23 protein-coding genes are annotated in these 21,752 nt (G+C 34.7%); 19 read left to right on the top strand and 4 right to left on the bottom strand.

Translation table 11 applies throughout. The features are described 5' to 3' along the window. Positions 1–8 precede the first annotated feature (8 nt). Positions 9–536 (bottom strand): hypothetical protein, encoded by a 528-nt coding sequence (locus AAC601_RS18765; RefSeq protein WP_340154097.1) that lies wholly within the window; start codon positions 534–536, stop codon positions 9–11. Between the two features lie 52 nt (positions 537–588). Here AAC601_RS18765 and AAC601_RS18760 point away from each other — a divergent pair, with 52 nt between their 5' ends. The 5 genes from AAC601_RS18760 (at position 589) to AAC601_RS18740 (ending at position 5,127) form a co-directional block, all read left to right on the top strand. Continuing rightward, entirely contained in the window at positions 589–1,569 is a 981-nt protein-coding gene (locus AAC601_RS18760) for a radical SAM protein (protein WP_340154096.1), read from the top strand. Positions 1,570–1,720: 151 nt separating this feature from the next. Next, positions 1,721–3,025, top strand: a complete 1,305-nt coding sequence (gene nqrF / locus AAC601_RS18755) for an NADH:ubiquinone reductase (Na(+)-transporting) subunit F (RefSeq protein WP_303270621.1) — start codon at positions 1,721–1,723, stop codon at positions 3,023–3,025. Between the two features lie 148 nt (positions 3,026–3,173). After that, positions 3,174–3,389 (top strand): hypothetical protein, encoded by a 216-nt coding sequence (locus tag AAC601_RS18750; protein WP_340154095.1) that lies wholly within the window; start codon positions 3,174–3,176, stop codon positions 3,387–3,389. 138 nt (positions 3,390–3,527) lie between these two features. Further along, positions 3,528–4,691 (top strand): DUF4221 family protein, encoded by a 1,164-nt coding sequence (locus AAC601_RS18745; RefSeq protein WP_340154094.1) that lies wholly within the window; start codon positions 3,528–3,530, stop codon positions 4,689–4,691. Next, positions 4,678–5,127, top strand: a complete 450-nt coding sequence (locus AAC601_RS18740; RefSeq protein ID WP_340154093.1) for a hypothetical protein — start codon at positions 4,678–4,680, stop codon at positions 5,125–5,127. Before AAC601_RS18745 ends, AAC601_RS18740 begins: the two co-directional genes overlap by 14 nt. A 23-nt stretch (positions 5,128–5,150) precedes the next feature. On the opposite strand, the gene AAC601_RS18735 is transcribed toward AAC601_RS18740, so the two are convergent. Further along, a complete protein-coding gene (locus AAC601_RS18735; protein ID WP_340154092.1) occupies positions 5,151–5,333 on the bottom strand; it encodes an LPXTG cell wall anchor domain-containing protein in 183 nt (60 codons plus the stop codon). A 196-nt stretch (positions 5,334–5,529) separates the two neighbouring features. Continuing rightward, entirely contained in the window at positions 5,530–5,970 is a 441-nt protein-coding gene (locus AAC601_RS18730) for a hypothetical protein (protein WP_340154091.1), read from the bottom strand. Between the two features lie 230 nt (positions 5,971–6,200). Between AAC601_RS18730 and AAC601_RS18725 the strand changes: the two genes are divergently transcribed. The 8 genes from AAC601_RS18725 (at position 6,201) to AAC601_RS18690 (ending at position 14,694) form a co-directional block, all read left to right on the top strand. After that, positions 6,201–6,656, top strand: coding sequence for a MarR family transcriptional regulator (locus AAC601_RS18725; protein ID WP_340154090.1), 456 nt, complete (start codon positions 6,201–6,203; stop codon positions 6,654–6,656). A gap of 29 nt (positions 6,657–6,685) precedes the next feature. Beyond that, entirely contained in the window at positions 6,686–9,088 is a 2,403-nt protein-coding gene (locus AAC601_RS18720) for a 3-hydroxyacyl-CoA dehydrogenase/enoyl-CoA hydratase family protein (RefSeq protein WP_303270615.1), read from the top strand. A 42-nt stretch (positions 9,089–9,130) separates the two neighbouring features. Further along, entirely contained in the window at positions 9,131–9,490 is a 360-nt protein-coding gene (locus AAC601_RS18715) for a four helix bundle protein (RefSeq protein WP_340154089.1), read from the top strand. A 40-nt stretch (positions 9,491–9,530) separates the two neighbouring features. Then, positions 9,531–10,700 (top strand): acetyl-CoA C-acyltransferase, encoded by a 1,170-nt coding sequence (locus AAC601_RS18710; protein WP_340154088.1) that lies wholly within the window; start codon positions 9,531–9,533, stop codon positions 10,698–10,700. A gap of 152 nt (positions 10,701–10,852) precedes the next feature. After that, entirely contained in the window at positions 10,853–12,655 is a 1,803-nt protein-coding gene (locus AAC601_RS18705) for an acyl-CoA dehydrogenase family protein (protein WP_340154087.1), read from the top strand. Between the two features lie 172 nt (positions 12,656–12,827). Then, the gene (locus AAC601_RS18700) at positions 12,828–13,424 is read left to right on the top strand and encodes a DUF4389 domain-containing protein (protein ID WP_340154086.1); all 597 of its coding nucleotides are present in this window, start codon (positions 12,828–12,830) and stop codon (positions 13,422–13,424) included. After that, positions 13,421–13,912 carry a DUF4870 domain-containing protein gene (locus AAC601_RS18695; protein WP_013453816.1) on the top strand — a complete coding sequence of 164 codons (492 nt, stop codon included), beginning with the start codon at positions 13,421–13,423 and terminating at the stop codon, positions 13,910–13,912. Before AAC601_RS18700 ends, AAC601_RS18695 begins: the two co-directional genes overlap by 4 nt. Next, positions 13,912–14,694 carry a M48 family metallopeptidase gene (locus AAC601_RS18690; RefSeq protein ID WP_013453815.1) on the top strand — a complete coding sequence of 261 codons (783 nt, stop codon included), beginning with the start codon at positions 13,912–13,914 and terminating at the stop codon, positions 14,692–14,694. The genes AAC601_RS18695 and AAC601_RS18690 overlap by 1 nt, the downstream gene beginning before the upstream one ends. A 226-nt stretch (positions 14,695–14,920) precedes the next feature. On the opposite strand, the gene AAC601_RS18685 is transcribed toward AAC601_RS18690, so the two are convergent. Beyond that, a complete protein-coding gene (locus tag AAC601_RS18685; RefSeq protein WP_340154085.1) occupies positions 14,921–16,618 on the bottom strand; it encodes a M61 family peptidase in 1,698 nt (565 codons plus the stop codon). Positions 16,619–16,793: 175 nt separating this feature from the next. Between AAC601_RS18685 and rpmH the strand changes: the two genes are divergently transcribed. From rpmH to AAC601_RS18655, 6 genes are all read left to right on the top strand, one after another. Further along, positions 16,794–16,955, top strand: coding sequence for a 50S ribosomal protein L34 (rpmH, locus tag AAC601_RS18680; RefSeq protein ID WP_013453813.1), 162 nt, complete (start codon positions 16,794–16,796; stop codon positions 16,953–16,955). A gap of 21 nt (positions 16,956–16,976) precedes the next feature. Further along, positions 16,977–17,378, top strand: coding sequence for a ribonuclease P protein component (gene rnpA / locus AAC601_RS18675; RefSeq protein WP_303270606.1), 402 nt, complete (start codon positions 16,977–16,979; stop codon positions 17,376–17,378). A gap of 275 nt (positions 17,379–17,653) precedes the next feature. Beyond that, positions 17,654–19,315, top strand: a complete 1,662-nt coding sequence (locus AAC601_RS18670; protein WP_340154084.1) for a S41 family peptidase — start codon at positions 17,654–17,656, stop codon at positions 19,313–19,315. Further along, complete coding sequence (locus tag AAC601_RS18665; protein ID WP_303270604.1) at positions 19,315–20,127, top strand: sulfite exporter TauE/SafE family protein; 813 nt, start codon at positions 19,315–19,317, stop codon at positions 20,125–20,127. The genes AAC601_RS18670 and AAC601_RS18665 overlap by 1 nt, the downstream gene beginning before the upstream one ends. Beyond that, on the top strand, positions 20,124–20,837 hold the full coding sequence (gene tsaB, locus AAC601_RS18660) for a tRNA (adenosine(37)-N6)-threonylcarbamoyltransferase complex dimerization subunit type 1 TsaB (protein ID WP_340154083.1): 714 nt from the start codon (positions 20,124–20,126) through the stop codon (positions 20,835–20,837). The genes AAC601_RS18665 and tsaB overlap by 4 nt, the downstream gene beginning before the upstream one ends. A 29-nt stretch (positions 20,838–20,866) precedes the next feature. Then, complete coding sequence (locus AAC601_RS18655; RefSeq protein WP_303270601.1) at positions 20,867–21,382, top strand: DUF2480 family protein; 516 nt, start codon at positions 20,867–20,869, stop codon at positions 21,380–21,382. Positions 21,383–21,752 lie beyond the last annotated feature (370 nt).

Below are 21,752 nucleotides of genomic sequence, written 5' to 3'. Positions count from 1 at the left end.
CCAGCGACTTACTGTTTATCTGCTTTTGAATTTAATTTTTTGATTGTTTTCGTTGCTATGGATCTAATGCCAGGACTGGGCTGGCGCTCTAATTTTAGTTCCAGGATTTCTTTGAGAGCCGATCGTAATTCATTTTCATTTGTTAAAAGCTTTTCCAAAACAGTCATAGCAAAAGCTTGAATAGCGATTGCGGTATTTTGCTGTTCCAGCCTGTCAAAGGCCAGATTAATCCAGTCTTCATGACTTTCTGGTGGTATATCAACAAAGCTAAGCGTTCGCCAAATATTTCTTTCCAAGCCTTCATGTTTATTGTTTTTCACTAGGTCACCAAACACTTTTAGGTGTGATTTATTCAAAATGTTAGGATGTTTTTCCACTAAGTGAGTCATCAGCCAGGAGGCTTGAAATTTAGATTCTTTAACTTGCAGGCAGTCAATCAATTCATCAAATGAAAAATTTTGATCTTCAAAACCTCTGATTAAGTTCTCTATTTCTTGTTTACTAACTCTTATTTTTAATTTAGTTTTTAAATCCATAATTCCTGAGGCCAGTTTAGCATTTCGAAAGCCTTATTTCTAAATTAGCAAAATGCGTTTAATAAAGAAGCCTGTACTATGTAATTATTATGTGACTTATCGATGCAACGCCAGTTGCTATTTCTGCGATATATGGGAAAAACCAAGTCCATACATAAAAAAGGAAGACGTAGCCCAGAATCTGAAGGCACTTAAAAAGCTTGGTGTTAAAGTAATTGATTTTACCGGTGGGGAGCCTCTATTACATAATGAAATTGAGGTTTTTCTGAAAATGGCTAAAGATCTTGGCTTCATTACGACAATCACAACCAACGGCTTACTTTATCCAAAAAAAGCCGAAAAATTAAAAGGGTTAGTTGATATGCTTCATTTTTCGCTAGATTTCGCAGATTCGGCTCAGCACGATGAAGTGAGAGGTGTAGGATGTTTTGATTTTGTCATGAAATCAATTGAGGCGGCAATAGCATTAGGAGAAAGGCCCGATATTTTGTTTACGGCCATGAATGAAAATATAGATGAGCTCAATAAAATTTATGAAAGTATTTGCCTTTCAAACGATTTGGTACTAATCGTTAATCCGATTTTTGATTACAATACCGTCAAAACTGGAGGAGGATTGACAAAAGAAAATCTAGAATACCTGAGCCGAATGGGCAAGAGAAAAAAAATTTATCTCAATGATGCTTTTATAGAACTACGTAAAAATGGAGGTAATCACGTAGAGGACCCTGTTTGTAAAGCGGCTTCATCTGCTCTTGTAATATCACCCAAAAACGAACTGGTCCTTCCTTGCTATCATTTAGGAAAAAAGGATTTCGCTATTGATGGAGATTTATTTAAACTATATAAGTCAGATGAGGTACAGAAATTAGCAGCATTAGAAGGTAAGCTTCCCGAATGTGAGGGCTGTGCTATCAATTGCTATATGCAGCCTTCATTTGCAGTTGAAATGAACCAATATTTCTGGAAAGCTCTTCCCTCTACAATCAAATACAATAGGCTTAAAGGGACTTGGAAAAATATTTTGCAATAATTTCCACATTTCGCCAACTTTTTGAATGTTCATACTGTTAGCTTTTCGAATATATTATAATAAAAATATTGAACCGAGCTTATAGGTTTACATTTTATATAATATATTTGCAACTCAATTAATTGAATCATTAAGAACAAAAATAAAGTTCATGACATCAGTAATTATCACTTCAATTATTGCCTTCACAGTGCTAATACTCTTATTGGTATTGATACTATTGTTTGCGCAATCGAAATTAGTACAGTCTGGCCCTGTTAATATTTATGTTAATGGAGATGAAGACAATCCTATAGTTACAACTGCAGGATCCACTTTACTATCTACACTGTCTGGTCAAGATATCTATTTACCATCAGCTTGTGGTGGTGGTGGTACTTGTGCCATGTGTAAATGTGTAGTAGAAGATGGAGCTGGAGATGTTCTGCCTACAGAGGAAGGTCACTTAAGTCGTTCTGAAAAGAAAGAAAATGTGAGGCTTTCTTGCCAAGTAAAAGTAAAAGAAGACATGCACATCCGCATACCTGAAGAAATTTTCGGTATTAAGAAGTGGGAGTGCACAGTTAAGTCTAATTATAACGTATCTACGTTCATTAAGGAATTTGTAGTGCAATTGCCGGAAGGTGAAACTTTAGATTTTGAGTCAGGTGGATATATCCAAATTGATGTACCTGCTATCACTTGTGAATTTAAAGATATAGAGATTACTCCACATCCTGATTTAGGACACAAAGAAGATATCTTCCAGGAAGATTGGGATAACTTCGGTTTGTGGGATTTAGTGATGAAAAATGATGAGCCTATATTTAGAGCTTACTCAATGGCGAATCACCCTGCAGAAGGTGATATCATTATGTTGAATATTAGAATTGCTACTCCACCGTGGGACAGAGCTAAGAACACATGGATGGATGTAAATCCTGGGATTTGCTCTTCTTATGTTTTCACTAGAAAGCCGGGGGATAAAGTGACTATTTCAGGTCCTTATGGTGAATTCTTCATCAATGAATCCGAAGCTGAAATGATTTATATTGGCGGAGGAGCTGGTATGGCTCCATTACGTTCTCATATTTTCCATTTATTCCACACGCAAGGAACAGACAGAAAAGTTTCTTACTGGTATGGCGGTAGATCGAAAAGAGAATTGTTCTATGTAGATCATTTTAGAAATATTGAGGAAAAGAACCCTAATTTTGATTTCCAAGTAGCCCTTTCTGAGCCTTTAGAAGAGGATAATTGGAAAATTAAAAAGAGCTTAGACGATAAAGATGGTGATGGTTACACTGGATTTATTCATAATGCTTTGTACGATAACTATCTGAAGCACCATAAAGAGCCAGAAGAAGTAGAATTCTACTTATGTGGTCCTCCAATGATGAATGCGGCAGTATTAAAAATGTTAGATGATATGGGGGTTCCACCAGAAAACATCAGGTTTGATGATTTTGGAGGATAATCTTAAAATTAGTAGAATATAAAATAAAAGGGGCTCGAAAGCCCCTTTTTTGTTTTTAGACTATTTTTTCAAAAAAAAAATTATATGATAGTTGCAAAAAAAAAACTAAGTCATTAATATTGATTCAAACTAATATTTAAATATACATATGAAAAGTTTATCAAAAATCGTACTGACAGTTTTGTCTTTATTTGTTGTTACCTATTATGGTTATTCAGGATGTAATAATGAACCAGATAAAAATAATGGAGATTGTACATATGCATCTGGCAAGAATGGTAATACTTATTTTTGTGAGGATTCAATGATTTCACATGATTGTGTGAAAAAAGGTGCGGGCGATGAAAAAGAAACTCTCGGGTGATAATTTTATTAATGATTATTTAGAGTAGTTAAAATCATATTTTAACTACTCTATTTTTTTATAGTAATGCTTAAATATTAACATTTTAATCGTAGCTCAAATTTTTTAATAAGTATTATTTCAATAAATGTTTTGTTAATGAATATAAATTTAATCAGTAGGCTGATCATTTGCTTTTTTTTGATTCTTTTTGCAATTTCTTGTAGTAATGAAGTCAAAAATAAAAACAATCAAAAGGAAATAGAGTCAAGCCATGAATTGATGAAAGTTGGCTCAAAATCATTTGAATTAGATGATGAAACAGCTCCGCAAAGCAATCAATTTCAAGTATTTAGAACTAAAGATTCATTGGAAATATTAACTTTCCTTAATAACTACAATAATAGTATTTATTTTTATGATTTTGAAAGCGAAGGATTTCTGTATAAAAAGACATATGAAAAAGAGGGTGCTCATGGTGTAGGGGATATTTTTGGATATCACATTCATAACCTAGATTCTATTTTTATTTATAATTATGGTATGTCTAAATTATTTCTTTTCAATGCAGAGGAAAATATGATAAACAGCTATAATTTAAACCAAAGCAAAAAATATTTACCTGCTGCGAGAGTAGCAACAAATTCTCCAATTGTTGTTGTAGATAATACAGCTTATCTGACAGGTAATATTGCGGGTGAATACAATGACGAAACCGCTGAAAACAGACCTTTATTAATTAAATTAAACTTAGTTTCAAAAGAGGTTGATTACCAAATTTCATATCCTGAGATTTTTAGAGAAGGTAATTGGGGTGGAGGTCAATATCGATGGCTGAGTCATAATTACAATCCCATTGATTCTTTATTATTTTTCAGTTTTTCAGTTAGCCATGATTTTAAGTTTTTAGATCTTAAAAATGGTAAAGTATTTAATAAATATGCAGGTAGTAAATATATAGAAGAAATTCCATCCATTTCTTCTTCCAAAATGCTTAATTCTATTTCGAAGGAAGAAATAAGGGATCATTTTATTATTAATGGCAGTTATCAAGAAACAGGATATGTACCTTCTGATAATTTTTATTTTAGAACTGTATATCTACCCGAAAGCAATTATGATCCAGCTGCATTCAATGGCTTGCAATCTTCAATGGTTCTATTGGATAGATATTTTGATGTCATAGGAGAAACAGTTTTTGGTAAAAGGTCCTATGGAACTTTTGTGATTTCCAAAACTGGCTTATATCTCAAGAAATTTTCAGACAATGAAGACGCTATAATTTTTGACCAATTTAAATTAATGGAAATTGAAAAAGACTAGGGTTTATTTATTAATATTTTATTGTTTAATTTCTGCGTGCTCTAATGAAAAAGCTGAATATTCAGAAATTATTAAAACAGTTACAAAAAGTAACCATACTTCAACTACTTCCTATTCTGATATTATAATTCTTCCAGAATTAGGGTGTGAAGGTTGTATTTCCGATGTTGAAAATTTCCTGATAAGCAACTCTCAATCTTTAGAAAACACATTTTTTATTTTGACGAGAATTAGATCCAAAAAGCTATTGAGACTAAGAGTTGGTGAAGATGTTCTAAACCAAGAACATGTCTATCTCGATACCGAGAATCTTTTTGAAAGTAGTGAAATTCATAGTATTTATCCCATAAGATTAGTTTTGAATCAACAAGGAGATATTGAAGAGATTCTCAAGAAAGATCCTTCAAACATGAGCTTTTTTAATGATTTGCACTAGAAGTTAATTGAGAATTTTTAGAATTAGTCTTCCTCTTCCTCTCTTCTCCTTTTCCTTCTCCACCATAAATATCCTCCAATTAAAATTAGGATGGGTAAACCCACATATAGTATATAATCAAAAGGAGTTTGTAGTATTAAGGGCTCACTGTCATCAGGATGTGGAACACCTTGTGGAATTTGAGCTAAGAGTTGTAAAATGTTCATGACTTCAAAGAGTTTTTAATTTTGAACGTCTATAAGCCCTAGCTGTTACTTAATATTGTATAAAAACGCAGTATGCCGCTTAATGCTAATATAGCTGCCTGTTTTTCAATACAAGTTTAAGCAATTCATGCTTAGTCCACTGACTTAATTAAAAACAAAAAGCCATTTCTACTCTAAAGGTATCGTTCCTATAATTTTAATTTTTCCCGAATAACTCCTGAACATCCTTCTGGCTCAGCCTATATATGGTGCCAGTTTCCTCTGTTTCTTTATTCTCATGAATGATTTCAACCAAATCTTTTCCTAAGAATTTCTTTTTATAATATAATCTTAATTCATTTTTGTTCATCTCAAATTGAACTGGACCGGGGTTCATTGAATCGAATCCGTCTATGATAAAAGTATAAAGGTTTTCAAGAGTTACTTGATCCTTAATGATGAATTCATTGTTTTCTTTATCAGAATTTAGATTATTATCTCGATATGTGAGTAAATATTGATCTCCCTCTCTTTTTAGACTTACCTTATCGTCTATTGAACCGATCATTTCAGTACGATTTTGTCCTATGACCACTGATATAGATAGTAAAGTCAAGACTAGGCTTAAGCAAAATGATAAAACTGCTTTCTTTTTCATAATTAAAGTTTTTATATGGATGTAGTTCCAAGTACATACTCTTTTTGGAGTTATTTGTTACTTGGGATCAATTAACTGATGTTTTGGTGAAAATCATTATCGTGCATCTAATATTTTGAAATTGTCGTTGAAGAGACTAAATATAGCCCATATATTTTTTTAATACAGAATTTAATATTTTTTTCAAATATAGTATGCATGCATACTATATTTTTGTATATTTGACTTCCATGAAGAGAGAAGAATCCATCGACTACAATATTAAGGCGGCCTGGCATGCTATTTCACGCATGTACAACCAACAAGCTGTAAAATATGGAATTACTACTTCCATAGGGTTTGTGTTATTAAATATCAATTCCAAAGAAGGGACACCTGCTACCAAAATAGCCCCACTGATGGGCTTAGAAAGCAGGAGTTTGACCCGTATGTTAAAAAGTATGGAAGAAAAGGGTCTTATTCATAAGAAGCCTGATCCTGAAGATAAACGTTCTGTCAGAATTTTTTTAACAGATTTAGGGATAGAGAAAAAGGCAGTGTCAAGGGAAACGGTAAAAGCTTTCAATGAAGAGGTATTCAAAACTATTGAACCTGAAAAATTAGAAGCTTTTTTTGATGTCATCAACAGAGTGAATGGCATAATCGACTCAAACGAGATTTACAATAATAAAGAATCAGTTCATTAATTTTTTAAAATTTAAACCATAGCGACTAAATGAAACGAAACATTAAAAAAGTAGCCGTTTTAGGTTCGGGGATTATGGGATCAAGAATTGCCTGCCACTTTGCCAATATTGGTGTGGAAGTGCTCTTGCTTGATATCGTGCCTTTTGAACTTACGGATGCCGAGAAAGACAAGGGCCTGACGAAGGAAGATCCGCAAGTGCGCAATCGTATCGTGAATGAGGCTTTTGAATCTACCTTGAAAGGTAAGCCTGCTTCATTATATCATAAAGATTTTGCCAATAGAATTTCATTGGGAAATTTTGATGATGATATGCACAAAATCAAAGATTGTGACTGGGTGCTAGAAGCTGTTGTGGAGCGACTGGATATTAAAAAGAAAGTTTTTTCAAAAGTTGAAGAGCACAGAACTAAAGGTACTATTATATCCTCCAACACTTCAGGTATTCCAATTCATATGATGCTAGAAGAAAGAAGTGAGGATTTCCAAAAGCACTTTATTGGAACACACTTCTTCAATCCGCCTCGTTATTTAAAATTATTGGAAATCATTCCTACACCAAAAACGGATCAAGCGATTACTGATTTCTTGATGCATTATGGAGATTTGTATTTGGGCAAAACAACGGTTTTATGTAAAGATACTCCTGCATTTATCGCAAATAGAGTTGGTATCTATGCAATTTTGAAAGTTGTAGAGTCCATGCAAAAATTAGGCATGAATATCGATGAGATTGATAAATTGACAGGGCCTGTCATTGGGCGACCAAAATCTGCTACTTTCAGAACCTCTGATGTAGTTGGTTTGGATACCTTGATAAAAGTAGCCAATGGTTTATATGAAAATCTTCCAAATGATGAAGCTAGAGAAACTTTCAATTTGCCGGATGTAATCGGGAAGTTAGAAGACAACAAATGGTTAGGAGATAAAACAGGGCAAGGTTTTTATAAGAAGACCAAAAAAGATGGAAAGACTGAAATCCTTACTTTGGATTTGGAGTCAATGGAATACAAGCCTAAGAGCAAGCCTAAATTCTCTACCCTTGAGTCCACCAAGCAGATATCTAATTTAAAAGAGAGATTTCCTGTTTTATTAGGAGGTAAGGATAAAGCGGGTGAATTCTACAGAGATTCCTTCTATGGTTTATTCAAATATGCATCTAATAGAATTCCCGAGATTTCTGATGAATTATATAGAATTGACCAAGCAGTTTGCACTGGCTTTGGTTGGGAAATTGGACCATTTGAGACTTGGGATACTCTAGGTGTTAAAAAGACTGTGGAGAAAATGGAAGAAGCAGGTTATAAGCCAAACCAATGGGTTTATGATATGCTTGATTCTGGTGCAGATTCTTTCTATAAAGTTGAAGCAGGTCAAAAGCAATACTATGATCTCGATAGTAAGAAATATGTAAATATCCCGGGAACTGAAGAATTCATTATTCTTGAAAACTTGAAAGAGAGTGGTAAAGAAATATGGAGCAATGCAGAAGCGGGGATTATCGATTTGGGTGACGGTATTATTAATGTAGAATTCCGTTCTAAATCAAATTCCCTCGGTGGCGGTGTGATAGAAGCCATCAATAAGGCTATTTCAATGGGAGAGGAGAAGTATCGTGGAGTAGTAATCTCTAACGAGGGTTCGAACTTTTCTGTGGGCGCCAATTTGGGAATGATCTTCATGTATGCCATCGAACAAGATTATGATGAATTAGATTTCATGATTCGTCAATTCCAACAAACTATGATGCGAGCAAGATATTCAGCAGTACCTGTTGTAGTAGCACCACATAATATGGCTTTAGGTGGAGGATGTGAATTATCCATGCATGCTGACCACGTTCAAGCTTCAGCTGAAACTTATATCGGTTTGGTTGAAGTAGGCGTTGGTGTCATTCCAGGTGGTGGAGGTACCAAAGAAAATGCTCTACGAGTAGCTGATAGATATCAGGACGGAGATGTTGAGCTGAACGCTTTGCAAAATGCTTATATGAATATAGCCATGGCTAAAGTTGCCACCTCGGCTCATGAAGCAAGAGATATGGGGATTCTACGTCCTTCTGATGGAATCAGTATGAATAGGAGCCGTCAGATCGCTGATGCTAAAGCTGCTGCTATAAGATTGGCAGATGCTGGATATACCATGCCAGTTCAAAGGACTGATATAAAAGTGCAAGGAAAAACCGGTATTGCTTTATTTAAAGCGGGGGTGTCCGGTATGAAGATGGGGCGATACATTTCAGAACACGATCAGAAGATAGCAGATAAACTAGCGTACGTAATGTGTGGCGGAGATTTATCGTATCCTCAAGAAGTTTCAGAGCAGTACTTATTGGATCTTGAAAGAGAAGCTTTCTTATCCCTGTTAGGAGAAAAGAAAACACTGGAAAGAATTCAAGCCGTATTGCAAGGAGGAAAACCGCTTAGAAACTAGACTTTAGATCCTAGAACCTAGAACATAGAATAAAGATCGAAAATGCACAATTATAAGAAACTTAAAGTTTGGGAGAAATCAATGGAGTTATCTCTATTGATATATCAAGTCACAAGTACTTTTCCTAGCGAGGAAAGATTTGGATTGATATCTCAAATTAGAAGGTGTGCTGTTTCAATCCCATCTAATATTGCAGAAGGCTCTTCTAGAGATTCAAGCAAAGATTTTTCTAGGTTCTTAAGAATATCTATTGGTTCTAGTTTTGAGTTAGAAACTCAATTGCTGTTAAGTAGAGAACTGAATTTTGTGTCAGAAAGTGATTTTGATGCGGTTAAGAACGCATTAGATGAAATTCAAAAAATGCTTAACTCTTTTATAAAGAAAACGAATGCAGAAGTCTAGACTCTATGTTCTAGATTCTATAATCTCAAAATTTAAAAAAATGGACGCATATATAGTAGCAGGATATAGAACGGCAGTAACCAGAGCCAAAAAAGGTGGCTTCAGATTTTACCGACCGGATGATCTAGCCTCCGATGTAATCAAACACCTTGTTTCACAAGTGGAAGGTGTGGAAAATAAAATGGTAGATGACCTAATTGTAGGAAATGCTGTGCAGGAAGCAGAGCAAGGAATGCAAATGGGAAGAATGATATCACTATTAGCACTTGGTAAAGAAGTGCCCGGTTTAGTAATCAATAGATATTGTGGATCTGGTTTAGAGGCAATCAATATGGCTGCATCAAAGATTCAGGCAGGTTATGCTGATATCATCATTGCAGGAGGTACAGAGTCGATGTCTATGGTTCCGATTATGGGATATAAAACAGCTTTGAATTATAAGATTGCAACAGAAACGCCTGATTATTATACTTCTATGGGATTAACTGCTGAGCAGATTGCGCAACAGTGGAAAATTTCAAGAGAAGATCAGGATGAGTTTGCTTATAATTCTCACATGAAGGCACTTCAAGCTCAGAAAGATGGAAAATTCGATGATGAAATCGTACCTATAAATGTTAAGGAGACCTACGTTGAGGACGGCAAAAAGAAAACCAGAGACTTTACAGTTGATAAAGATGAAGGACCTAGAGCAGGTACAAATACAGATCTTTTAGGAAAGCTGAAACCTGTGTTTGCTCAAGGCGGTTCTGTAACGGCTGGTAATTCATCACCTACAAATGATGGAGCTTCTTTTACAATGGTGATGTCTGAGAAAATGGTTAAAGAATTAGGCGTTAAGCCAATCGCTAGAATGGTTGGCTTCGGTGTAGCGGGAGTTGAACCAAGAATCATGGGTATCGGACCAGTGGAAGCAGTTCCAAAAGCATTGAAAAATGCAGGTTTGAAATTGAATGACATAGATCTGATCGAATTAAACGAAGCTTTTGCAGCTCAATCTTTAGCTGTAATTCGTGAACTGGATATTGATCAAAGTAAATTAAATGTAAATGGTGGAGCTATCGCATTAGGTCACCCATTAGGATGTTCTGGTGCTAAACTGTCGGTTCAGGTTATGAACGAGTTGAAAAGAACAAACGGTAAATATGGAATGGTCACAGCTTGTATTGGTGGTGGTCAAGGTATCGCCGGAATTTACGAGATGATGTAAAAGAAGAATCTAGAGTCTAGAATAAAGACTCTAGATTATTTGTTGGTTTACATAACCATAGTTATAAAATAAATAATTGTAGAACCCATTTAGTATCAAATATCTAGATCTGATATCTCGATACTTGATACTAGATACTAGATACTAATAATATGAGTACAACAGAAAAAAAATTCACAGCAAAGGGAGGAGCATTCTTAATTGAAGAAACTCCTGCACAGGCAGTATTTACTCCAGAAGAGTGGACAGAAGAGCAAAAAATGATTGCTCAAACTTGTAAAGATTTCTTGGATCAGGAAGTATATCCTAAACTAGATGAAATCGATGATGTAAAAGGTAATCCTGAATTAATGCCTCAGTTATTGGATAAATCAGGAGAGTTGGGTCTTTTAGGAACTTCAGTTCCAGAAGAATACGAAGGCTTCGGCATGAATTTTAATACCTCCATGCTAGTTGCAGAAGTTATAGGAGCTGGGCATTCTTTTGCCGTTGCTTTATCGGCACATACTGGAATAGGAACACTTCCAATTTTATATTATGGCGATGACGCACAAAAGAAGAAATATTTACCAAAATTGGCTAGTGGTGAATGGAAAGCTTCTTACTGCTTAACTGAACCGGATTCTGGTTCTGATGCAAATGCAGCTAAAACTAAAGCAGTTTTAACAGAAGATAAAAAGCACTATATCTTGAATGGTCAGAAAATGTGGATCACCAATGGTGGATTTGCAGATGTTTTCATCGTCTTTGCAAAAATTGATGATGATAAGAATCTTTCTGCTTTTATTGTTGAGAAAGATTTTGGTGGTGTCACCATGAATGAAGAAGAGGCTAAGATGGGGATTAAAGGTTCTTCTACCCGTCAGGTTTTCTTTAACGACTGCAAAGTACCGGTTGAAAACTTACTTTCTGAAAGAGAAAATGGCTTTAAAATAGCGGTAAATATTCTTAATATCGGAAGAATTAAGTTAGGGGCTTCTGCTATTGGCGCATCTAAAGCAGTATTAGGTCAAGCAGCTCAGTATGCTAATGAGAGAAAGCAATTTGGTACTTCTATTGGCAGCTTTGGAGCTATTCAACACAAAATAGCTGAAATGGCTGCTAGAACTTATGCAGCAGAATCAGCAGCTTATAGAGCAGGTCAAAACATTGACGATGCTTATGAAGATTTAGTAGCTGGTGGAATGGAAGAGGCAGAAGCCAAATTGAAATCTGTTGAAGAATTTGCTATTGAATGTGCAATTATAAAAGTGCATGCTTCGGAAGTTTTAGATTACGTAGCTGACGAAGGTGTTCAAGTCTATGGTGGTATGGGCTTCTCTGCTGACGCACCTATGGATAGAGCTTACCGTGATGCGCGTATTAACAGGATTTTCGAAGGTACAAATGAAATCAACAGAATGTTGACGATCGATATGCTTTTGAAACGTGCCATGAAAGGTAAATTGGATTTGATGACGCCTGCAATGAATGTGCAGAAGGAATTAACATCTATTCCTGATTTCGGAGCGGATGAAGATGATTCATTATTTGCTAAAGAGAAAAAAGTATTAGCTAATTTGAAAAAAGCTGGCTTAATGATTTCTGGTGCGGCTGTTCAAAAGTATATGCAAAAACTATCTCAAGAGCAGGAAATCTTAATGAATTTAGCTGATATGTTGATTGAGGTTTATGCTGCTGAGTCTGCTCTTTTAAGAACTGAGAAATTGGTTGATATCAAAGGAGAAGAAGCTTGCAAACAGCAAATCAATATGACTAACTTATACATGCACCGAGCAGTTGAAATTGCTAATAAAGCAGGTAAAGAAGCAATCTTTGCTTTTGCTGAAGGTGATGAACAGCGCATGATGTTATTAGGATTGAAGAGATTTACAAAAATAGATCCTATGAATTTAAAAGAAGTAAGAAGATCGATTGCAGGTCATGTATTGGAAAAGCAAGCTTACGAGTTTTAATCGTAAAGTTTAATACTAATTATTAAAAGGCTCGGAAATTTACGAGCCTTTTTTGTTGATTTCGAGCATTTTAAGATATGGTGTAGAAAATACTCTCGTTATTAAATACTCTAAAAATTGTAATTTATCGTAAGATTTTACAATTTCGGGCTTAACTAAATCAATATTCACTATGTTAACTTTTGATATTAAACATCAAGATCGCTATTCACGTGGCGAGTTATTACTCCGGTCTTTTTTTGGTTGGCTCTATATTCAGATTCCGCATCTATTTCTACTTTTTTTTGTAGGATTGTGGGGTGCCATTCTAAGGTTTATTTCTTTTTTTATTGTTTTGTTTACTGGAAGATATCCAGAAAGTTTCTTTGAGTTTCAAGTGCAGTTGATCCGCTGGCAGACCAGATTAAATGCCCGTATCTTTAATTTAGCTGACGATTATCCTCCTTTTGGGTTGGATGCAAAAGATGAGTACATTGCTGTAGATGTTAAGTACCCAGAAAGAATTAGCAGGGGCTTGGTATTGTTGAGAGCATTCTTCGGGATTATTTACGTATTGATTCCTCACGCTTTTGTGCTTTTCTTTAGGTTAATTTGGTGTCAAATTTTGGTGATTATTGCATGGTGGATTGTTTTATTTACAGGCGAATTTCCAAAATCATGGCACGAATTTATCGTTGGGACCTTAAGATGGCAAACCAGAGTTAATCTTTATATGTGGTATATGACAGATGAGTATCCACCGTTCACAGGAAAACCATTAGCACAATGACAGAAAATCAATATCAACCAATTCCTCAACCTGAGGAGCTAGAGATTAGGGAAAGAGAAGATGCAATGGGAGCCTACCTTATGATGTTTGCAGCATTAGGTGCAGGGCTTCCTTTGCCTATTTTGAATTTGGTAGCAGCAATTATTTATTATTATATCAATAAAGGAAAGAGTCTGTTTGTTCGCTTTCACTCTTTGCAATCTTTACTAAGCCAACTTCCTACAAGTATTTTGAATGCTGTTGCTGTTTTCTGGGGTGCTAGGATAATATTTCTTGACTACGCTTTTTCAGATGTTTTCAAAGGCTACTTATGGCTGGTAGGAATTGCGAATTTAATCTATATTGTTTTCAGTATCATAGGTGCAGTGAAAGCAAGAAAGGGTGAGATGTACTACTTTCTTTTCTTCGGAAGAGTGTCTTATCAGTCTGTTTTTAAGAAGAAAGAACTTGATGATCATGCTGTGGTAAATCAGCCACCTAAAATGTAATGATGAATAAAAATTTTCGAGATTTAGGTATAATTATCTTAGTTGCGGTCGGTATATGGGCTGGTTTCACCTATTTTTCAACCACAACTGAGCAACAAGATTTGGTTTCTTTGGAGCAGGAGGCAGAAATTGCAGATTTTTTCAATGATCAAATCTTTAGAGAATTTGATTCAATCAATGTGGAAAGAACAGATTCTGTAATGAATGTTATTTTTAAGAGGTTGGCCAAAGGTATGGATACGGTTAGCTATGAATACGATATTTACGTTTTAAAATCTGATCAAGTAAATGCTTTTACAGCCTTTAATGGGCAATTGTTCCTTTTTACAGGCTTAATTGAACAAACCGAATCACCTGAGGAGTTGGCTGCAGTGCTAGCACATGAATTAGCTCATGCAGAAAAGCGACATGTAATCAAAAACCTAGTTAAGGAGATAGGATTGAATTCCTTGATTCTAATTATATCAGGTGGTGATCCTGTAGTAATGCAAGAAATTACCAAGTTGGTAGTGAGTAGCGGTTTTAGTCGGAGGATGGAAAGGGAAGCGGATGAGTATGCTATTAAGTATTTAAGAGAAGCAAATATTAACCCTAACAGATTAACCCAGTTCTTTTTAAAGCTAAAGCAAAAGAATAGAGAGATCCCAAATGGATTTGAATGGATTTCTTCTCACCCTGCATTAAAAGAAAGAATTGAATTTGTGTCTGAAAATATTGGTGATTCTATTGACGAGGTAGCAATTGAATTGGATTGGGATTCGTTTAAAAAATCCTTAAAGTAATATTACATGTAGCAACAATTAGTTTGTACTTTAATTAGAAATATAGTTTAAAAATAGTAATTTTCTAATAAGTTTAAAAAAAAGTTTGATAGGGGCTTGACTGCTAAAATAAATCATTCTACATTTATAACATCTTATACAAGTCAATGACTTTGTAAGGTTTTGGTTGAAATAGAAAGGCAGCTGGGGAGCTGCCTTTCGCTTTTCCTACCCTTTTGTATTTTAATCACACATTCAACCACTTTTTTCTCATGATTTTTTCATCTTCTTTTATATCATTATTTCCCTTGAGAATATACCGACTGTAAAATCCACCATTTTCAGTTTTAATTGTGACCTCTCTCAAATTATTATTCCTGAAAAATTGAAAAGAATAAGACGTTTCCTCTTCAAAGTGAATTACATCCTGAATTTCCTCAAACTTCTGCTTATTAATACCTATTAATTTATCGCCAATTCTAAACGCTTTTTCAGCTGGACTATCAGGAGCAATGCTAATCACCGTTTCTTCATTTATTTTTAATCCTAAATGATGAGTAATAGAATTTTCATTTGCTTTCAATTCCATTTCAAAGCCGAATTGATCTAATAATATTTTAAGCTCATTTTCAACTGGTTCACAACCTGTTATGAATTTATTCAAGTAATCAGTTAATTCATACCCAATAACTTCTTCAGCTGTCTTTAAATAGTCTTCTGAGCTATAGCCCTTGTCCTTCTTATAAAAATCAGTCCATAGTTTTCTCATTACATCATCAAGGCTTTTTTCTCCATTCGATTCTAAAATGATTTTTAAATCTAGAATTAAAGCAATCAAAGCTCCTTTAACATAAATGGAAACCTTCCGGTGGGGAATTCCTGCTTCATAACCATCCAACCATAAATCCCAAGAGGATTCCGCTACTGAAGTGTTAAATCTCCCATAATTCTCAAAATGTCGCTTGAAAAGTATATTTAGTTCATCTATATACCAATCCAAATCTTTTACACCACTCCTGACAAGGAATAGATCACCGTAATAAGTGGTAACGCCTTCTGCAACATAGCCAGTAGTGAAGTAATTTTCTTTATCAAAATTATAAGGATACATTTCCTCAGGTCTGATTCTAATGATATTCCAATAATGAAATAGCTCATGAGAGCTGATTCCTAAAAAATTATTGTAAAAGGTTTCTGAATTAAATTCCTTAGCTGGACCTAATACTATGCAAGTGCTATTTAGATGCTCCACTCCATGATAAGCCTTTTCATCAGGAATTTGAAATAAAAAATGATAATCCTTGCTTTCAAATTCGCCCATAGTTTCTATTTGATAAGCAGTGAATTTTTTGAAATCATCTAAAATCTGATTCTTATTTTTTAAATCGGCATTTCCCCTAAACCATAAATGAAAATTAGTTTCCTGAACTCTATATTCTAAATGCTGCAGCTTGTTGCTGACCAATGCAGGGCTGTCTACTAATTCATAAAAACTGTCGGCTACTAATTCTTTCCCTTCTTTTTTCAAACCGCATGCAATTTCCCAATCATTTGGAATATCAAGGTGTACTTTGTGAACTTGTTTCATGTCATCAGCTTGATAAATCATGCAGTTAATGAAATTCAAATACCAATGTTCTTCATCAACAAATGTGCTTCCGCCATCTATAATAGAGGTGTAAATTTCATATCGGATGATGCATTCCTCATCTTCGCAATGAATTAACCAGGTGTTTCTATTAGTTTTATTGAAATTTAATGGCTCTTCATTTTTATCAAAAGCATTAAAGTTTCTCAAGTATTTAGAGAAGTTTCCAAGCTGATATCTTCCCGGTCTCCAGTCAGGAAGTTTTACTTCAAAATCAGCTTTTGTAGGCTTAATCAGTATTTCTACTTGTAAAAAAGAATCATGCGGAAACTTTTGTGATAATCTATATTGAATCATTATCAATTTATTTAATTAATCATACTACATTTGCATCGTAAAGTTGATGATTTCTAAGGAGATATAAAACGAGATATTCTTATAGTATTTTGAAAAACAATTTTGCGAAAAGAAATTAACTGCTTATCTTTGCAGCCCTTATAAAAGAACAAGAGAAAATTTAAAATATAAAGATATGAAACGTACATTTCAGCCTTCTCAAAGGAAAAGAAAAAATAAGCATGGATTCAGAACTAGAATGGAATCAGCTAATGGAAGAAACGTTTTGGCGAGAAGAAGAGCGAAAGGTCGTCATAAATTAACTGTTTCTGACGAAAAAGGTAAGCACAGAAAATAATTCTGCAATGCAGAAAAGCGCATGTCTGTAATCTCGGACAATAACGATTTCTCTTTTAAGAAGAATGAGCGCTTATATCATAGAAATGAAATTCAGGAGCTTTTTAAAAAGGGCTCCTCTTTTTATTTGTACCCATTTAAAGTCATTTATATTGCTGATCCATTTGAAGCCAAAGTCAATCCTCAGCAAATATTGATTTCCGTACCCAAAAGGAAATTTAAAAAAGCCCCCGACCGAAATTTCATTAAAAGGCAAGTAAGAGAAGCCTACAGACAGCATAAAATTCTGATTGATCCAGAAAAACTTAATAGAAATTTGAGGATTGCTTATATTTACACTTCTGATAAAAAAATGCCATCTGATGTCTTAACAAAAAAACTAAAAAAGACTTTAGAGCGTTTGCACCAAGAATTCACAGTGTAAATTCTGTAATATTGTGGACAGAAACTAAAATTTGTCATAATAATAGTGGCGAAATACTAACTCGACCGCTTCCGAGGACCTCGGAAAAGCGGGAGGGATGAAAGTTTAGCGGGCCTGCTTGTGCAGACAAGCCAGCGAAGGCCTAGAGATATAAATTGATAATAGTATAGAAACTAAGTCATAATGTTTTTAATCTGTCATTCTCAGTTTCTAAATCGAAGTTCAAACGAAATAGTATGAGTTTTGTAAAGTAAAAAACTAGTAAATAACTTTTCATGAAGCTATCAAATAAAATAATAATCACACTTTTAGCCCTAACCTTTGTCGGATTAGTATCATTCCAAGTAAAGAAAAACGACCGATACTTTGAAATCATTAAAAACCTTGATGTCTTCACCACTTTATATAAAGAACTCAACACTTACTATGTAGATGAAATCAATCCTACGGAAATAATTGAAACGGGCATTGAGGCTATGCTTGAGTCTTTAGATCCATACACCAACTTTATTCCTGAAGACCGAATCGAGGACTACCGGATCATGTCCACTGGCCAATATGCTGGAATTGGAACCACAATGGGGAAAATTGAAGATAGACATGTGGTCATGATGGTTTTTGAAGGCTCTCCAGCAGAAAAGTCAGGATTGAAAATTGGCGATGAAGTAATTGAAATTAATGATAACGTAATTGAAGACTACGATACAGATGAAATCAATACGCTTCTTAAGGGGCAAATAGGTACCAATGTGGATGTGAAAGTCAAAAGAAAGGATTCCAAAAAACCGCTAAAATTCTCTTTAAACAGAGAAAGTATAAATATCGAAAGCGTGCCTTATTATGGAATGATAGGCGAAGATATTGCCTATATCAGACTAACAGAATTCTCCAGTGGAGCTGGGGCTTCAGTACGATCGGCCCTAGTGGAATTGAAGGGGGAAGGAGCTAAAAAGGTAATTCTGGACCTTCGAGGAAATCCTGGCGGCTTGCTTAATGAATCTATTGAGGTTTCCAATGTGTTTATTCCTAAGGGATTAGAAGTGGTAAGCACTAAGGGGAAAATTGAGGAATGGAATAAATCCTATACCTCTAATAAAAATCCAGTTGATGTCAATATTCCGCTAGCTGTTTTAATTAGCAATAATAGTGCTTCGGCTTCAGAGATTGTAGCGGGGGTTATGCAAGATTATGATAGAGGTATTTTGGTTGGGCAAAGAAGCTTCGGAAAAGGATTGGTGCAAGCAACCCGTCCTCTGAGTTATAATAGTCAATTAAAAATTACGACTGCAAAATACTACATTCCAAGTGGGAGATGTATTCAAGCAATTGATTACAGTCACCGCAATGAGGATGGAAGCATCGGGAAAATTCCAGATTCGTTGAAGACAGAATTTGAAACCAAAGGTGGAAGATTAGTTTATGACGGAGGAGGAGTTTCACCTGATCATGAAGTAATTACCACGGGATATGCCCCAATCACAATTCAATTAATAAAAAAAGGTTTCGTCTTTGATTTCGCTACTGAATATTATTACAGTAATTTAGAATCAAAACCAGACCCAAAGAATTTTAGAATTTCCGAGAAAATATATCAAGATTTTACCAATTGGGTTTCAGGTAAAGATTACAGCTATACGACTGCCACAGAAGAAACAATTAAAGAGCTAAAAGAAACTGCAGATAACGACAAATATTTCGGTTTTATCAAAAAGGAAATTGAGATGCTGGAAAAGGAAATCCAAGATCATAAAAATGAAGATTTGACAGTGTTCCAGTCTGAAATTAAAAGAGCCTTAAAGGAGGAGATCATTTCACGCTATCATAAAAGACAAGGCATGATAGAATCATCTTTTGAAAACGATGAGGAAGTCGAAGAAGCTATTTCGCTTTTAAATGATAAAGTAAAGTATCAAAATCTCCTAGAAGTTAAAAAGTAATGGATTTTTACTTTCTTTTATTCTTAGCAGGTTTAATTGGTGGATTAATATCGGGCTTACTAGGCGTTGGCGGAGGCATTATATATATATTGATTCTCCCTATCGCATTCCAATTTATTGGAATCCCCAATCAAGAAATAGCACAGTTCACCATTGCCAATTCATTGTTTGGGACATTTTTTGCCGGGCTTTTCGCTACCTATAATCACTATAAGCATGGGGAATTTTATCCTAAGCAGATAATAATCATTAGCATTTCTTCCATCACAGCAGGATTGTTATCACTTTATTTTATAGTAAATACACCCTTTTATTCTGTTGAAGTGTTTAATGTGGTTGTAATCGTTTTATTAGGTTTAATGCTTTTTTCAACTTTATCTAACGCTAAAAAGCAAGTGGATTTTCAGGAGACGAGCGTTAGAGTAAAAAGATTGTTGAGCTTAACCGGTTTATCAGCTGGATTAACCGCTTCACTAACTGGATTAGGAGGTGGAATTATTATCATCCCGTTTTTAAATCAGGGGTTTAAAATGGGAGTAAAAAAAGCAAAAGCTATTTCTCTAGGAGTGATCACCATTACATCTTTGTCTATGGTGGTTTTTAATCTCTTTCAACAACCCATGCAAGCGGTGGCAGTAAATCATACCGGCTACATTCTATTCCAAGTGACAGGCCCACTGATTGTAGGGACTTTGATTACTGCAAGAATCGGAGTGAAATTAAGTAGAAAAATGAAAGCCTCTGCAGTAAGTTATCTTTTCTCCGCTTTCATTGTTTTAGTGATTGTTAAAAAATTATTAGAATTGATATGAGCATTATATTAAGTATCGAAACTTCAACACCTATTTGTTCTGTAGCAATTCATAATGATGCTAAGTTAATGGCTAATGCGGACCTTTATTTGGAGAAGTCACATTCGAACTCCTTAACACCTTTAATAGAACAACTCTTATCACATTGTGATTTAAAGATGAAAGATTTAGAGGCGATTGCAGTGTCATCTGGCCCAGGCTCCTACACTGGTCTGCGGATTGGTCTAAGTACTGCCAAAGGATTATGCTATGCGCTTGAAATTCCTCTAATATCGATTTCCTCTTTGGATAGTATGACAGTACAGGTATTAAACTTCCAAAAAGAGGAAGCTTCGGTTTACATTCCAATGTTAGATGCACGTAGAATGGAGGTTTTCTATAAAGTGTCAGCACCCGATCATTCTGAGATAAAGGAAATATCAAATCTTATAATTGAAGCAGACGCATTTCAAGATTACCTCGATAATTATGAGCGAATTTATCTGTTTGGCAATGGAGCAGAAAAAACAAAGGATTTATTAAAACCTGTTTCTAAAAAATTTATTTGGATAGATCATGTGAATCCATCCGCTCAATTTTTTGGCAAAATGGCCTTTGATAAATTCAAAATGAGCCAATTTGAAGACTTAGCTTATTTTGAGCCTAATTATGGAAAAGAGTTTTATTCTCCCAAGTCAAAAAAGAAATCATTTTTAGATTTAAACCGTTGAGAGGGCTGAGTATATTATAAAGACCGGAAATGGAAGAAGAGATCATAAATAAAGTAAAAAAAAGTCCCTTAGTATCTTTCGACTTGGAAGATATTGTGGACAAACAAACCGAGAGAAAAACCATCGATTTAAAAGAAAACCTATTTCAAGGGCTGGTTTTAAGAGAAAAAGACTTCAGAGCATTTGTGAAAGAGCATGATTGGGATCAATATAAAGATTGCTATGTAAATTTAACATGCTCTACAGATGCAATTATTCCCAACTGGGCTTACATGCTTTTAGTCAGTAAGCTTTCTTCAAATGTTAAACTCGTGATTCAGGGAAATAAAGATGAACTTGAAAAAGAAATTTTGAGATTGAAGTTGAGCGAAATTGACTATAGCCAATTTCAAAATGCAAAAATAGTCATAAAAGGATGTAGTGATTTAACTCATCCTGAGTTTGCTTTTACTGAAATTACCAATAAAATGATGCCCCATGCAAATTCAATAATGTACGGAGAGCCTTGCAGCACGGTCCCAATCTACAAAGCACCAAAAAAATAATTCATAAAGATTGTGCTTATTGTACTATACCATAGCTATTAAGAAAGATTTGGTATGGAGTAAAGTTTAGCGAGCCTGTCTGCCGCAGGCAGGCCAGCGTTGGAATTGAGGATGGAAGCATTAAAATTTCTTGATTAAGCAAAAAGAAAAGGGTTTAAATGGAAAGCAATTTCAAGCTATATTAAATCCATTTAGAAGCAATAATTATTTTTTGAATGATTATGTAAGCGGTATTAATTGTGTTCACTTATTATATTTTATTTTTATTTCAATTCTAATTCTTTGACAATAAATCACTTAGTCTGTATCTAAAGGTTATTTCAAATTTAATTACTATTTCTTCATTGTTTAGAAAGAAAAAGCTTCTACA

The organism is uncultured Marivirga sp. (genome assembly GCF_963974845.1).
GTDB classification, from domain to species: Bacteria; Bacteroidota; Bacteroidia; order Cytophagales; family Cyclobacteriaceae; genus Marivirga; species Marivirga harenae.
Note: the sequence above shows the minus strand (reverse complement) of the source record. Positions and strands in the feature narration are given on the sequence as shown.